The 13,283-nt window shown below is 64.1% G+C and carries 15 protein-coding genes; 10 read left to right on the plus strand and 5 right to left on the minus strand.

Annotated features, from left to right (window positions below; genetic code table 11):
- Positions 1–44: 44 nt before the first annotated feature.
- The 7 genes from BSP239C_RS03250 (at position 45) to ltaE (ending at position 6,428) form a co-directional block, all read left to right on the plus strand.
- Entirely contained in the window at positions 45–2,327 is a 2,283-nt protein-coding gene (locus BSP239C_RS03250) for an MMPL family transporter (protein ID WP_101570169.1), read from the plus strand.
- Between the two features lie 88 nt (positions 2,328–2,415).
- Positions 2,416–2,790 carry a GNAT family N-acetyltransferase gene (locus BSP239C_RS03255; RefSeq protein ID WP_101570170.1) on the plus strand — a complete coding sequence of 125 codons (375 nt, stop codon included), beginning with the start codon at positions 2,416–2,418 and terminating at the stop codon, positions 2,788–2,790.
- A 170-nt stretch (positions 2,791–2,960) separates the two neighbouring features.
- Positions 2,961–3,404: a MarR family winged helix-turn-helix transcriptional regulator gene (locus BSP239C_RS03260; RefSeq protein WP_180958905.1), complete on the plus strand. Its 444-nt coding sequence runs from the start codon at positions 2,961–2,963 to the stop codon at positions 3,402–3,404.
- A gap of 54 nt (positions 3,405–3,458) precedes the next feature.
- Positions 3,459–4,538 (plus strand): pirin family protein, encoded by a 1,080-nt coding sequence (locus tag BSP239C_RS03265; protein WP_101570172.1) that lies wholly within the window; start codon positions 3,459–3,461, stop codon positions 4,536–4,538.
- On the plus strand, positions 4,535–4,909 hold the full coding sequence (locus BSP239C_RS03270; protein ID WP_101570173.1) for a GNAT family N-acetyltransferase: 375 nt from the start codon (positions 4,535–4,537) through the stop codon (positions 4,907–4,909). The genes BSP239C_RS03265 and BSP239C_RS03270 overlap by 4 nt, the downstream gene beginning before the upstream one ends.
- A gap of 3 nt (positions 4,910–4,912) precedes the next feature.
- Positions 4,913–5,395: a carboxymuconolactone decarboxylase family protein gene (locus tag BSP239C_RS03275; RefSeq protein WP_101570174.1), complete on the plus strand. Its 483-nt coding sequence runs from the start codon at positions 4,913–4,915 to the stop codon at positions 5,393–5,395.
- A 4-nt stretch (positions 5,396–5,399) separates the two neighbouring features.
- Complete coding sequence (gene ltaE, locus BSP239C_RS03280) at positions 5,400–6,428, plus strand: low-specificity L-threonine aldolase (protein ID WP_101570175.1); 1,029 nt, start codon at positions 5,400–5,402, stop codon at positions 6,426–6,428.
- A 40-nt stretch (positions 6,429–6,468) separates the two neighbouring features.
- Here the strand turns inward: ltaE and BSP239C_RS03285 are convergent, their stop codons facing one another.
- Positions 6,469–7,644 carry an MFS transporter gene (locus tag BSP239C_RS03285; RefSeq protein ID WP_257930056.1) on the minus strand — a complete coding sequence of 392 codons (1,176 nt, stop codon included), beginning with the start codon at positions 7,642–7,644 and terminating at the stop codon, positions 6,469–6,471.
- Positions 7,645–7,712: 68 nt separating this feature from the next.
- A complete protein-coding gene (gene arr / locus BSP239C_RS03290; RefSeq protein WP_101570176.1) occupies positions 7,713–8,123 on the minus strand; it encodes an NAD(+)--rifampin ADP-ribosyltransferase in 411 nt (136 codons plus the stop codon).
- A gap of 258 nt (positions 8,124–8,381) precedes the next feature.
- On the opposite strand from arr, the gene BSP239C_RS03295 reads away from it, so the two are divergent.
- Complete coding sequence (locus BSP239C_RS03295; RefSeq protein ID WP_101570177.1) at positions 8,382–9,692, plus strand: Nramp family divalent metal transporter; 1,311 nt, start codon at positions 8,382–8,384, stop codon at positions 9,690–9,692.
- A 53-nt stretch (positions 9,693–9,745) separates the two neighbouring features.
- On the opposite strand, the gene BSP239C_RS03300 is transcribed toward BSP239C_RS03295, so the two are convergent.
- Entirely contained in the window at positions 9,746–10,372 is a 627-nt protein-coding gene (locus BSP239C_RS03300) for a TetR/AcrR family transcriptional regulator (protein WP_101570178.1), read from the minus strand.
- A 57-nt stretch (positions 10,373–10,429) separates the two neighbouring features.
- On the opposite strand from BSP239C_RS03300, the gene BSP239C_RS03305 reads away from it, so the two are divergent.
- A complete protein-coding gene (locus BSP239C_RS03305) occupies positions 10,430–10,966 on the plus strand; it encodes an HXXEE domain-containing protein (protein ID WP_219618835.1) in 537 nt (178 codons plus the stop codon).
- Positions 10,967–11,027: 61 nt separating this feature from the next.
- On the opposite strand, the gene BSP239C_RS03310 is transcribed toward BSP239C_RS03305, so the two are convergent.
- On the minus strand, positions 11,028–12,050 hold the full coding sequence (locus BSP239C_RS03310) for an aldo/keto reductase (RefSeq protein WP_101570180.1): 1,023 nt from the start codon (positions 12,048–12,050) through the stop codon (positions 11,028–11,030).
- Positions 12,047–12,532: a MerR family transcriptional regulator gene (locus BSP239C_RS03315; protein ID WP_180958906.1), complete on the minus strand. Its 486-nt coding sequence runs from the start codon at positions 12,530–12,532 to the stop codon at positions 12,047–12,049. Before BSP239C_RS03315 ends, BSP239C_RS03310 begins: the two co-directional genes overlap by 4 nt.
- 136 nt (positions 12,533–12,668) lie before the next feature.
- Between BSP239C_RS03315 and BSP239C_RS03320 the strand changes: the two genes are divergently transcribed.
- Complete coding sequence (locus BSP239C_RS03320; protein ID WP_101570181.1) at positions 12,669–13,235, plus strand: dihydrofolate reductase family protein; 567 nt, start codon at positions 12,669–12,671, stop codon at positions 13,233–13,235.
- Positions 13,236–13,283: the final 48 nt, after the last annotated feature.

Consider the following 13,283-nt stretch of genomic DNA (forward strand, 5'->3'; position numbering starts at 1 on the left):
GACACCAGTCATCGCGGGCGCAACGACGGGCGTAGAGTTGAAGAATGTCTCGCCACCTGTTGTCAACGACTCCACCAGACGGGCCCGACGGCGACGTCACGATCCAGGAACCGGGCGGAGGAAGATCGGCCGCCCCCGTCCGCGCCCGTCGTTCCCTCATCGCCCTCTTCGCCGTCCTTCTTGTCGCGTGGGTGGGCATCGCTGGGGTCGGTGGCCCTTATTTCGGCAAGATCTCGGAGGTGGCCACGAACGACCGGTCGACCTTCCTTCCCGAATCGGCCGAGTCGACGAAGGCGCAGTCGCTCATTGACGGCTTCAGCGATGATGACGACGTCCCCGCGATCGTCGTCCTGGAGAACCGGGACGGCGTCACGGAGCAGGACGCCACGAAACTCGATGGCCTGACGACAGCGCTTGATGATGAAGGTTTGCTGGCCTCCGAGGCGTCACCGGTCATCCCGGCCGACGACGGCGACGCGCTCGAACTCATCCTCCCGGTCTCATCGGAGACCACTGCCGACGATGTCGAAGCCATCCGGACCATCATCAGTGATGAGTTCTCCGACAGCACCGGCGCGGACAGCGAGAGCGGGACTGCGGTCACCGTCCACGTCACGGGTCCGGCCGGGTTCTCCGCCGACCTCTCCGAAGCCTTCGCCGGCATCGACGGCATCCTCCTGCTCGTCGCGCTGATCGCGGTCTTCGTCATCCTCGTCATCGTCTACCGTTCGCCGCTGTTGCCGGTGATCGTGCTCTTCACCTCGGTGGCGGCGCTCTCAGCCTCGATCTTTGTCATCTGGCACCTCGCCGATGCCGGAATCCTGCTCATCAACGGCCAGGTCCAAGGGATCCTGTTCATCCTCGTCGTCGGTGCCACCACCGACTACTCCCTCCTCGTCGTCGCCCGCTTCCGCGACGCGCTTCTCACCGAACGCGACAGACTCAGAGCCGGCTTGGCTGCGCTCAAGGGCGTGCTCGAACCGATCGCGGCCTCGGGTGGCACCGTCATCGCCGGCCTCCTCGTCCTGCTCCTGACGGACCTGGCCTCGACGCGGGCGCTCGGCCCCGTGGCCGCGATCGGCATCCTCGTGGCGATGTGTGCCGCACTCACCTTCCTGCCTGCGGCCCTGATCATCATCGGTCGGGCCGTCTTCTGGCCGTTCCTGCCGAAGGTCCGCCCGGCCAGTGCTGGTGCGAAGCAGGGCCTGTGGTCACGCATCGCCGAGGTGGTCGCCCGGCGTCCGCGTGTGATCTGGATCGGTCTCGTCGTCCTCCTCGCGCTGCCGCTGCTGGCCTTCCCGCAGTTCAAGGCCTCCGGTGTGGCGCAGAGCGACTTCGTTCTGGGCGAGTCCGAAGCCCGCGACGGCCAGGACGTCCTGGCCGAGCATTTCCCCGGTGGCTCAGGTTCGCCGACTCAGATCGTCGTGGCCGACGACCAGCTCAAGGATGCGGCGAAAGCCGTCGGCAGCCTCGGCGGGGTTGAGTCGATGACTGTCGTCGCGAACGACTCCCCGAGCGGGACCGTTGCCATCGACGACGAAGGCACTCTCCAGTCACCCCAGGGCGGGGGAGGACCGGACGCGGCCGAGGTGCCGCAGTCGTCCCCACCGGCACCCACCGAGGTCGACGGGCAGGTCCTGCTCGAGGTCACCCTGTCCGATGCGGCCGACTCACTCGCGGCCGAGGACACCGTCACCTCGATCCGCGACGCCGTCCATGATGTCGACGTCCAGGCCCTCGTGGGTGGGGAGACAGCCGTCGACCTCGACACGAACACCACCGCCGAGGCGGATCGGGCCTTGGCGATCCCGCTCATCCTCCTCGTCATCACCGTCATCCTCATCCTGCTGCTGAGGTCCCTCCTCGCTCCGCTGCTGCTGGTGGCGCTGACGGTTCTGTCCTTCGGCACCGCACTCGGCGTCTCCGCCTTGGTGTTCAACCACATCATCGGATTCTCCGGAGCCGACCCTTCGGTGCCGCTGTACGCGTTCGTCTTCCTCGTGGCGCTGGGCATCGATTACAACATCTTCCTCATGTCCAGGGTCCGTGAGGAATCGCTGCGATTCGGCACCCGCAAGGGCGTGCTCTCCGGGCTCGTCGCGACCGGCGGGGTCATCACTTCGGCGGGGATCGTCCTCGCCGCGACCTTCGCGGCACTCGCGGTCATTCCGGTCATGTTCCTGTTCCAGCTCGCCTTCATCGTCACCTTCGGAGTCCTGCTCGACGCGATCCTCGTGCGTTCGCTCGTGGTCCCGGCACTCGTCCACGACATCGGGCGAAGCGTCTGGTGGCCGTGGCGGAAGCGCATTCCGATCGACGACGCGTAGGCGAGCCCGAAGTGGTTCCCGTAGGGGGATGGGCAGGGCCGCCTCGTGCATGCACAATGGAAGTGATGCCGATCGAGGAGGCTGGAACATGTCTGAAACAGTGCAGGATTCCACCGGTGCCAGAGTCAGAGTGGAACACGATGAGCAGAACTCGGCGTTTGTGGTCAGAGACGACTCAGGCGAGGTGGCCGGGCGGGCCCGTTACCTCGTCGGTCCCGGATCGGAGGCCGAGAGGATCATGTATCACACGGAAGTCGGCGAGGAATTCTCCGGTCGCGGCCTGGCGAAGATCCTCGTCTCCCACGCGCTCAAGGAGAGCAGCAACAGCATGAAGACTGTGGTGCCTGTCTGTCCGCTGTTCGCCGAACGCCTCAAAGAGCACGGCAACGACTTTCTCGCCATCGGCGGCCGTTTCCGCTGGGCGACTGAGGCTGACCTGGAGTTCGTGAAGCAGAACGTCTGACCCGGTCACACCCGGCCCTCGCCGTTCATTGCTGCGGCCGGAATGACCCTGGACTTCGGCATCCGACTGTGGAATTGTTGTTGATGCAACAAATTGTGCAGATGCGCCGAGCCGAACCGTCGGTTCGACCGCGATTCATGATGGGTGCCGAGATGACCAGGGGAGGATCCATGGAGCTGTCTGGCGCCATCGGGGTCTGGCGACGCATGCTGGAGACGCACGCGGACCTCGTCGACGCCTTGGAGGCCCGGTTCCGAGCCGATCACGGCCTCACCGCCACCGAGTTCGACGTCCTCGTCAACATTCCCTCGACGACCACGATCCGTCACCGTGAGCTGCTGGATGAGATCGTGCTCAGCCGCAGCGCACTCTCACGCCTGCTGCGCCGCCTGGAGACGCGAGGACTGGTCAGCCAGTCAGCCGATTCCGCCGATCAGCGCGGTGTGTGCGTAGCGCTGACACCCGAAGGGCTGAGACTGAAACGCGAATCCGCGCGCACCAATGCCGAAGTCGTCAGGACCGCCTTTTCCGCACTCACGGAGGACAACCTCGGCGAGCTTCTTCGACTGATCGACAGGATCCATCCGCAACCGGCAGAACCGATCGAGCAATGACGGCAAAACAGGCAATGATCGCCGAGGTGGTTCGACAGTGAGAAGGAGACCGCAATGAGCAACGTCGAAGCCCAACCGGACCAAGTGGTCTGCCGGGCAGGCGGCCTGCCCGGACCGCAATGCGATGTGCAGGGCCGAGCCCCGGTCGAGATCATCACGGCCAGGGACGTCCCCCTCGGCGGGCCGCGGGCGATGACCGTGCGCCGGACTCTGCCGCAGCGGCAACGGTCGCTCATCGGCCCGTGGTGTTTCGTCGACCACTACGGTCCCGACGACGTGGGGCTTTCGGGCGGCATGGACGTCGCCCCTCACCCGCATACGGGTCTGCAGACCGTGAGCTGGCTCTTCGACGGTGCCATCGAGCACATCGACTCCGGTGGGCACACCGGGCTCGTGCTGCCCGGAGAGGTCAACCTCATGACCGCCGGTCGAGGCATCTGCCACTCCGAGGTCTCGACGGAGTCCACCGCGACCCTCCACGGTGTGCAGCTGTGGCTGGCCCTGCCCGAGAGCTCCCGCCATCAGGAAGCACGCGAATTCGAGCACTTCGCGCCCGAGGCCACTCGTTTCGACGGCGGCGAATTCCTCGTCTTTCTCGGTGAGCTGTGGGGCTCATCCTCTCCGGTGAGCACCCATTCGCCCCTCCTCGGCGCGGAGATCCGCCTGGACCCCGGCGCGAGCATCGACCTGCCCATCGATGAGACCTTCGAACACGGCGTCCTCGTCGACTCAGGTGACATCGCCGTCGAGAACGTTCCGCTGCCGGTCAACGCCATCGGATACACCGGGGTCGGGCTCACAGAGATGCGGATCAGCAACCGCGGAGAGTCCATGGCCAGGACCGTCCTCCTCGGCGGGGAACCCTTCCCCGAACAGATCGTCATGTGGTGGAACTTCGTCGGCCGCACCCACGAGGAGATCCAGCAGTACCGCGAGGAATGGCAGGTAGAAGGGGACCGGTTCGGCGAAGTCGAAGGATACGTCGGCAAAGGCGGGCCCGGAGCCAACGCCAACGGGCTCGGACGACTCCCCGCGCCGAGGTTGCCCGACGTCGTCATCAAAGCGCGGAAGAACCCGCCACCGCATGTCCAAGGCGGACCCGAGACCACAGCAAAGAAGGAGACAGAACAATGAGCGAAGCACTCAAGGATTCGACCGGCGCACCCGTGCGCGTGGACCTCGACGAACAGGGCCAGTCCTACGTCATCACCGTCGAGGACGAGAAAGTCGCCGGGCACGCCTACTTCCTGCCCGGACCGGAGGCCGAGACCGAGCGGATCTTCTACCACACGGTCGTCGACGAAGCCTTCGGCGGACGTGGACTCTCCAAGGTCCTCGTCGCCCAGGCCTTGGCTGACAGCCGAGAGAAAGGCGTGACGGTCGTGCCGGTCTGCCCCCTGTTCGTCAAGAAGCTCAACGAGACCGGCGACGACTACGTGGCCGAAGGCGGTAGTTTCCGCAAGGCCACCGGCGCCGACATCGACCTCGTCCAACGGGAGGCCTGAAGAGTGTCACGAGCCAACGTCAATCGTCCCTACATCGACAAGATCCACCCCGAGGTCTACAAGTCCATGGTCCAGGCCGCGACCGCCTCGCGGAAGGTCGCCCGAGCAGCAGGCTTGAGCGATGGACTCCTCGAGCTGGTCAACACGCGAGTCTCCCAGATCAACGGATGCCGCACCTGCCTGAGCATCCACGCTCCGGCAGCCCGGAAAGCAGGGGTCGAGGAGATCAAGCTCGACCTGCTGCCGACCTGGCGTGAGGCAGAGATCTTCGACGATCAGGAAAAGGCCGCACTGCTGTTGGCGGAGACGCTGACCATCATCGACAAGACGGCCGATCGCGACGCGATCGCCACCGAAGCCGGTGAGTTCCTCTCGGCCGAACAGATTTCCGCAGTCGAATGGACCGTGATCCTCATCAACTCGTTCAACCGCATCTCGATTGCCAGCAACCACCCCGTCGCCCGCCCCCGAACCGCGGAGAACTGAGCACATGAACGCAACAGATGGTCCGCGGGTTGATTTCCGCTCCGATACTGTCACCAAGCCCAGTGCGGGAATGCGCAAGGCCATGGCCGACGCCGAGGTGGGCGACGCGGTCTACGACGAAGATCCGACGACCAACCGGCTCGAGGCCATGACCGCCGAGCTCCTCGGGAAGGAAGCGGGGCTGTTCTTCCCATCGGCCACGCAGGCCAACCTCGCCGGGATCATGGCTCACTGCGGACGCGGCGACGAATTCATCGTCGGCCAGACCGCGCACGCCTACCGCGATGAGGGAGGGGGAGCGGCGGTCCTGGGGTCGATCCAGCCGCAGCCATTGCCCAACGAACCCGACGGCATCATCGATCTCGATGCCATCACCTCGGCGATCAAACCCGATGACTTCCACAATCCGATCACCCGGCTGCTGACGCTGGAGAACACCTTCAACGGTCGCCCCCTTCCCGAGGACTACGTGAAGGAGGCGACCGAATTGGCGCGCAGCCGTGGTCTGGCCACTCATCTCGATGCGGCACGGATCATGAATGCTGCCGTGGCCATCGGCCGCGAAGCCTCGGAACTGACGGGTCGATTCGACTCGATCTCACTGTGTCTGTCCAAGGGTCTCGGCGCCCCAGTGGGTGCGCTGCTGGTCGGGGCCAAGGAGCTGGTGGGTCGGGCCAAGCGCATCCGCAAGACGCTCGGCGGAGGTATGCGCCAGACCGGTGTCCTCGCCGCGGCCGGAATCTACGCGCTCGAGAACAACGTCCAGCGTCTGCGTGAGGACCATGACCGTGCGACCCGCCTGGCAGAGGTCTTCGCAGACTTCCCGGAGCTCGGCGCCGGTGAAGCACGGACCAACATGGTCTTTCTGTCCCCGGACGGTGTCGACATGTCCGCGTTCTCCGAGTTCCTGAGCGAACGCGGCATCATCACCGGCGGTGCACACGGCAAGCTGCGCTGGGTCACGCACCTCGACATCGACGACGAGGCGATCGAGAACGTCCGTCGAGCGTGCAAGGAGTTCTTCGGACGGTAGGTTCGTCGGCTCAGCTCAACTCAGTTCAACTCAGCGCAGCTCAGCTCTTGCGCGGACCCGCGTAGATGCGGCGGCTGACCACGATGGATACGGTGAGCACGAGGCCGACGGCGCACGTGATCGCGAACAGCAGCGTCCATTGATTCTTGTCGCCGAGTCCACCGCCGAACGCGGCACCGACTGCGCTTCCGGCGAAGAGGGTGCCTGCGAAGAATGAGACGACGGTCCCGCGGGCCTGCGGCAGAACACCGGTCGCCCAGGTCTGCAGGGATGAGTGCTGGAAGGACCAGGTCGCGCCGAGCAGGAGTGCGGCGATGATGACCGTGGTGATCGACAGGTGCGCGGCGAGGAGTCCGAAGGCGAGCACCGTCGCACTGCCGCCGATTGCGATGAGCCGCGGCATTGACAGACGAGAACTGAGGGCCTTGACCATGCGACTGGTGATGATGACGCCGACACCGTAGGCGGCGGTGGCCAGGCCGGCGATCGCCGCGCCGGTGCCTTGGGACTGCAGGGCCGGGGCGAGCAGGGTGAGGACCCCGAGGACCACGGCGCCTTCGATGAAGGCCAGGCCGATGACGATGAGCACCCACCGGTGGGTGATCGCGGCACGGATGGTGGCAACGACGCTACCCGGCTGCTCCCGGGGCGGTTCAGGCAGTCGGCGCAGACCGAAGGCGCATCCGACGGCGAGGACGGCCGGGATGGCGAAGACCACTCGCCAGTCGATGAAATGTGCGAGGACCCCGGCCAACGCTGTGGCACTCGCGGTTCCGACGGCGATGGCGGCCATGAGATCGGTGAGTGCGGGCTGACGATTCGCCTCGTCGACGGTATCGCCGACATAGGTCATCGAGGTCGGGACGATGGCTCCGTAGAACGCACCGGACAGAGCGCGAGCGATGACGAGGATGCTCAGCGTCGGGGCGAAGGTCGCTGCCACGCCTGTCAGGGCCGCGGCGAGGAGTGTCCACTTCATCAGGCGAACCCGCCCGAGCCTGTCGGAGAGGATCCCCCATACGGGTTGGCTGACGCCGTAGGCCAGGAAGTAGGCGCTGGCGATCGTCAGCGCTTCGGCAAGGGTCGCGCCGAGATCGTGGGCCACGAGAACGATGAGCGGACTGATCGCGAAACGGTCGAAGCTGGAGACGAATGCGGCCAGCGAAATCGACAGCGGGGGACGCGTCGGCGCGCGAGGGGCATCGTCGGGGCTCACGCTCGACTACTGTACTCCGAGCCGAGAACTTCTTCGGCGGTTGACGGCATTTGGGCAGTTCAAAACGCTCAGTTGATGATCTTCGCAGCGGGGTCGGCGTGGAGTTTCGCCAGTTTGTCCCGCCAGTCCTGAAGCTCTTCCGGGGTCAGGCGTTTGAAGTCGGTGACCTCACGGACGACTCGCAAGGGTTCGGTGCTGCGATAGGACCGGGTGGGGTTTCCCGGTAACTTCTTGTCGGTGACATTGGGGTCGTTCTCGAATTCGCCCAAAGGTTCGACTTCATACACGTGAGGGACGGAGTCGAGCGCGGCGATCTCGGCCGCAAGCCCGGCGCCATCGGGCAGCGCGGTGAAGTAGATGTGATTCATGACGATCTCGGGACGATAGTTCGAGTTGAACCCTGGGCCCAGCAGTTCCCCAGGGTGTAGCTGCGCCTTAGTGCCATGGAAGAACGGACCCTCATCAAGTGCATCAGTCATGGCGTCGAATATACGCCCGGAGCCTGGAAACGGCCCTCAGGTGTGGAGGTTAGAATGGAACCCAGCGGCCCTCTTCTTCGGCTTTAAGCCAGGGCTCCTTCCCGGGTTATGAGACTTCCATCCCGACATGTGACGGTCTCGTCCATACTCATCTGAGCGAACGACACCACCGTGCACGGCGTCCGTGCGAATGAAGCTCATTCGGACGACGCACGTACCTTCGTCGACGAACTCATGTGAAGGAGCCCCACCCCACCCATGTCCGCCGAAACGACTCCGCAGACAACCGACACCACCACCTCGGCGCCGGGAACATTGGCCGGAAGACTGCGCCTGGTCGGCCCGGGCATCGTTCTGGCACTGGCCAGCGTCGGAGCCTCGGACATGATCACGACGATGAACTCCGGTGCCGAATACGGGCTCGCCCTCATCTGGGTCTTCACCGTGGGCATCCTTCTCAAATTCGTGCTCTCCGAGGCGGTGTCTCGCCTGCAGATGAGCGGTGACCGATCACTGCAGTCCCACCTGACCCGATTCGGCGGACGATTGTTCCCCACTCTGTTCCTCATCGCAGAGCTGCTTGTCGGACTGTTCTTCGGCGCCGGGGTCATCGCCGTGACGACGAACATTCTGCAGGCGCTCTTCCCGGTGCTGCCGTTCTGGCCGACCGCGGTCGTCGTGCTGCTTTCGGCCGCGATCCTCGTCGGCATCGGACGCTATGGTTTGGTGGAGAAGGCGATGATCGGCTTCGGCATCATCATGTTCTTCGGAATCGTTGCGCTGGCGATCTCAGTGTTCCAGGGTCAGGAAGCTCAGGCGGTGGCTGTGGAGACCGTGGCCCCGACCTTCCCGAACGGGTCGATCATCACCGTCATGTCACTCATCGGCGGGGTCGGCGGAGCCACCGGAATACTGGCCTACTCATACTGGATCCGCGAGAAGTCCTGGCGCGCCGCCGAATGGAAACCTGTCGTGCGCATCGACCTGTTCATCAGCTACGCACTGGTGTTCGTCTTCGCCGTGGCGATGAGTGCCGTTGGCGCCTTCATCCTATATGGCCAGGGCTTCACGATCGCTGATAACGACTCACTGTTCGCCATCGCCGACAGCCTGGTCTCACGCATCGGCGAACTAGGACGAATCGTCTTCCTCATCAGCTTCCTCGCCGTCGTCTACACCAGCGTGCTCGGCGGATTCTCCGGCATCACCTACGTCACCGCCGACTGCATACGCGTGCTGCGACGCTACCCGCACCAGGACAAGCCCGAACACGAGATGTCGGCAAAGTCGGTCGAGTTCCGCGGCGCACTCGTCTACCTCTCCATTGCCACCCTGGCAATCATGAGTCTGGGCCAGCCCGTGACCCTGGTCCTCATCTACGCCGCGATCAGTGCCTTCATCCTCCCGGTGCTCGCGATCGCGCTCCTCGTCATCCTTAATCGAACCTCGGTGCCGACAGCACTGCGGAACAAGGGGCTGTCCAACGTACTGCTCACGGTCTGCTTCCTGCTGTTCGGATTCCTAGCCGTGCTGCAGGTGCGGGAGTCGTTGATAGGGCTGCTGGGGTAGAACGCCCCTGTCGCCTTGAAATGCGCAACGAGGAGGATTGCAGCGCCTGTTCGTTACTGGGTGCGATGGGGATGCTCAGCATCAGACTTGGCGAGGTAATGATCGAGCAGGCGAGCACCCAAGTGGGCTGCCTCGTCAGGATCCAGGTCCGCAAGTTGAAGCGATAGGCCGTCAATGACAGCCTGCAGGATTGCTGTCTCCGGGAAGTCAGACTGAATGGCCTCCGGGGGAGCATCGTCAACCATGCTGGGGGATGCTGCCTTCCTGGCTCGGAGGAGTCGCTGGTACATTTCCCCGAGTCGGGTTGAAAAGATGTGCTTGAGTTCTGTCAGCGCGGGGTTCGTGTCGGCATGGGTAGTGAAGGCGAGCCAGACCTTGAACTCGCGCTGTCGCTCTGCAGTGAGAGGGAGCAGTTCCAGCAGGATCGCCCGCGTCCACTCGTGCGTCGGCCCGGTCCGCGGCATGGCAGTGATCCGCTGCGTGAAACGGTCTGCGAGTAACTCCATGGCGTCGTGCACCATTTGAGCCCGCGTAGGGAAATAGTGCTGGACTGTTCCCCCCTTTACGCCGGCCTCGGCGGCTACGGTCCGCACGCTGACTCCCGTCATGCCATCCCGGGCAACAACGCGCCACAATGCCTCGGCCACCAGACGCTTTCCATCCCCTATTGCTTGTCCCATGGGATCATCTTACACTCGTAAGAGGAGTTAATACGAGTGTAAGAGAGCAGTGAGATGATGCACATCGCGACTGATGTAAGTACGACGCCCGAACTGCCCACCCAGAAACGCCTTGCAGTCTTCTGGGCGGCGACTATTGTCGCTTTGGCGTTGCATAATGCTGAGGAATGGCTGCTGGGTCTGACGGGTTGGATAGCTGCACACCCCTGGCTGCCGGGACGGTCACTTCACGGAGACCAGGAGCAGTTCGGTCTCGCGCTCGTGATCGTCACTGCGGCGATTCTCACGGTCGCCGTGATCGCGGTGTCGACCCGGGCGAAATGGAGCGCCGAGGCGTTGGTGTGCGTTGCCTACGCCCTGATCGCCAACGCTGCTGGCCACCTCGCCATCAGTGTGGCGTCATGGAGCCTGATGCCCGGGGCGCTCAGCGGCATTCTCATATTGCTTCCACTGAGCGTGATCATTGTGCGAACGCTGCCGCCCGTGCGGTGGACTATGTCCATAACCGTGATGACGGTGATCGCTGCCGTGGCGATTGTGATTGGAGCACTCCTTGTCGCTGCAGTCCTTGCACCAATCATCTCTGCGCTCTGATGACCTCTTCGAGAACCTCCCGGCCTCGGACCCGGCAGCACTGACTGTCAGAACCCCAGGCTCACTCCCGCCCAGAGCTGATCCAAGTCGGATTGTCGACGATGTTCCGAGTACCCTCGACCAGTGACCGAATCGAATCGAGCTGTGTCATGTCATCGGCGTCGAGAGATACCTCCACGGCCCCGAGGTTCTCAAGCGCACGTTCGGGTTTGCGCGATCCCGGGATCGGAACCGCGGAGACACCCATCCGGTCAGCGCGGTGGAGGAGCCAAGCTAACGCCACCTGAGCGTTGGTGGCGTTGTGGCGGCGGGCCACCTCGGCGATGATATCGACGATCTTCTGGTTGGCGTCCCACGCCTCGCCCATGCGGGTGGTGCCGCCGCGGAAGTCACCGGCGACCTGCTCCTTGGTCAGTGTGCCGGTGAGGAACCCGCGGCCCAGGGGGCTGTAGGGCACGAATCCGACGCCCAGCTCGGCGCAGGCCGGTACGACATGGTCCTCGACGTCGCGGGACCACAGGCTCCACTCGGACTGGAGTGCGGCGATCGGGTGGGTGGCCTGGGCCCGCCGCAGTTCCTCGGAGGTGACCTCAGAGAGACCGATGTGGCGAATCTTTCCCGCTTCGATGAGTTCGGCCATGGCACCGACGGTCTCTTCGATGGGCACATCGGGATCCGGGCGGTGGTGATAGTAGAGATCGATCGTCTCCACGCCGAGGCGGGCCAACGAAGCATCGCAGGCAGAGCGTGCGTATTCCGGGCGTCCATCGGTGCGTTTGTCCGAATCGTTGGCTCCGGTGCGGCCGGCGGTGATGCCGAACTTCGTGGCCAACTGGACCTCGTCGCGGCGCTTGGCCAGGAACGGTGCGAGCATCTCTTCATTGGTGCCGGCCGGGCCGGTGGCACCCTCGCGGGGTTCGCCGTAGACATCTGACGTGTCGAGGAAGGTGATGCCGGCATCGACTGCGGTGTTCAATGTGTCCCGTGCTGCGTCGTCGGTGGTGCCGCCGTAGACGTGGGACAAAGCCATGCAGCCGAAGCCGATGGGGGAGACGCTGAGCTCTCCGAGGTGGGTGGTGGTCATGATGGATCTCCTTCTTGGTGGTGGGAGCTCGGTGAGGTATCTGCCGGTGCGCGGTCGTCATCGGGAACCCCGCCGTATTTGGCGATTTTGTAGTCAGTTGTGAGGAGGGCCAGTTCCAGCTCGTGAAGTTGGGAGACGATGCGCTCGCGCTGGTCGAGCATGATCTGCAGACGCTGCCCGGTCGTCGCCTCTCCGACGCGGACCAGGTCGACATATCGACGGAGTTCGCTGATGCCCATCCCGGAGGTCCGCATGCGAACGAGGAAGTCGAGGCGAGCGACGGCCTTCTGATCATAGATTCTGTGTCCCGAGTGGTTCCGAGGCACCTCGAGGAGCCCGGCGCGTTCATAGTAGCGGGCGGTGTGTGCGTTGATGTCGAGGAGCGCACAGACGTCTGAGATCGAGAGCTCCACATCGTCATCGACCGAAAGCGCTCGCTGGAGACTTTCAGGGCGTTGAAGGTTTGTGGTGTGCCGAGTCATGGAAGCCAACCTACGACTGTGAGTGCACTCTAAGTCAAGGGGTGGGATGAAACTGATTGTGAACGCAAGGCCGCAGTGCCTGAGTGTTGCCGATTTTCCTTGATCGTTCTCGCTCGCAGCAGACATACTTGATCCTGTGTCCACAGTGCAGAAGCCTCTCCGTGCAGTCGTCTTTCTCGGGTTGAGTGTCGATGGCCGCATTGCGCGGCCGGACGGGGACTTGGAGTGGCTGACCAGCCGCGGCGAGGCCGCCGGAGATGCGGGTTTCACACCGTTCGTTGAGTCGGTTGACGCGGTGGTGATGGGCCGGAAGACCTACGAGGCCATCGCATCCGTCCAAGAGTGGCCCTACCTCGGTCGCCCGATCCATGTGATCAGTACGACCCTTGCCGCAGATGCTGACCCTCGAATCATCGTGCACCGCTCGCCCGAGGCGGCCGTTGACGCACTGCAGCGGGATGGTCGCCGCCGCGTCTACGTCGACGGTGGGGCGACCGTCCGGTGGTTCCTTGCTGCCAAACTTGTCGACGAGCTCACCCTCTCCCAAGTGCCTGTGCTCATCGGCGATGGGCCGTCACTGTTCGGCTCGCTTGGCGGAGATGTGGACCTCGAGCACGTGCGGACCACAGTCCTCGAGGGCGGGATGGTTCAGACGACCTACCGCGTCGTGGACGGACCAACTCCTCAGGCGTTTGCATATTGACTGAGAGGCCGACGCGACCGGGCCGTAGGGAGATCCCAAGTGAACATC

The sequence above is a fragment of the Brevibacterium sp. 239c genome (genome assembly GCF_900169365.1).
Lineage (GTDB): Bacteria > Actinomycetota > Actinomycetes > Actinomycetales > Brevibacteriaceae > Brevibacterium.

Excerpts from the sequence above, each read along its gene's own strand:
- BSP239C_RS03295 (WP_101570177.1), top strand. The coding sequence starts at position 8,382 with ATGTCCGCCGAAACGACTCCGCAGACAACCGACACCACCACCTCGGCG.
- BSP239C_RS03315 (WP_180958906.1), bottom strand. The coding sequence starts at position 12,532 with ATGACTCGGCACACCACAAACCTTCAACGCCCTGAAAGTCTCCAGCGA.
- BSP239C_RS03305 (WP_219618835.1), top strand. The coding sequence starts at position 10,430 with ATGCACATCGCGACTGATGTAAGTACGACGCCCGAACTGCCCACCCAG.
- BSP239C_RS03270 (WP_101570173.1), top strand. The coding sequence starts at position 4,535 with ATGAGCGAAGCACTCAAGGATTCGACCGGCGCACCCGTGCGCGTGGAC.
- BSP239C_RS03260 (WP_180958905.1), top strand. The coding sequence starts at position 2,961 with ATGGAGCTGTCTGGCGCCATCGGGGTCTGGCGACGCATGCTGGAGACG.
- BSP239C_RS03255 (WP_101570170.1), top strand. The coding sequence starts at position 2,416 with ATGTCTGAAACAGTGCAGGATTCCACCGGTGCCAGAGTCAGAGTGGAA.
- BSP239C_RS03250 (WP_101570169.1), top strand. The coding sequence starts at position 45 with ATGTCTCGCCACCTGTTGTCAACGACTCCACCAGACGGGCCCGACGGC.
- BSP239C_RS03265 (WP_101570172.1), top strand. The coding sequence starts at position 3,459 with ATGAGCAACGTCGAAGCCCAACCGGACCAAGTGGTCTGCCGGGCAGGC.
- arr (WP_101570176.1), bottom strand. The coding sequence starts at position 8,123 with ATGACTGATGCACTTGATGAGGGTCCGTTCTTCCATGGCACTAAGGCG.
- BSP239C_RS03310 (WP_101570180.1), bottom strand. The coding sequence starts at position 12,050 with ATGACCACCACCCACCTCGGAGAGCTCAGCGTCTCCCCCATCGGCTTC.
- ltaE (WP_101570175.1), top strand. The coding sequence starts at position 5,400 with ATGAACGCAACAGATGGTCCGCGGGTTGATTTCCGCTCCGATACTGTC.
- BSP239C_RS03300 (WP_101570178.1), bottom strand. The coding sequence starts at position 10,372 with ATGGGACAAGCAATAGGGGATGGAAAGCGTCTGGTGGCCGAGGCATTG.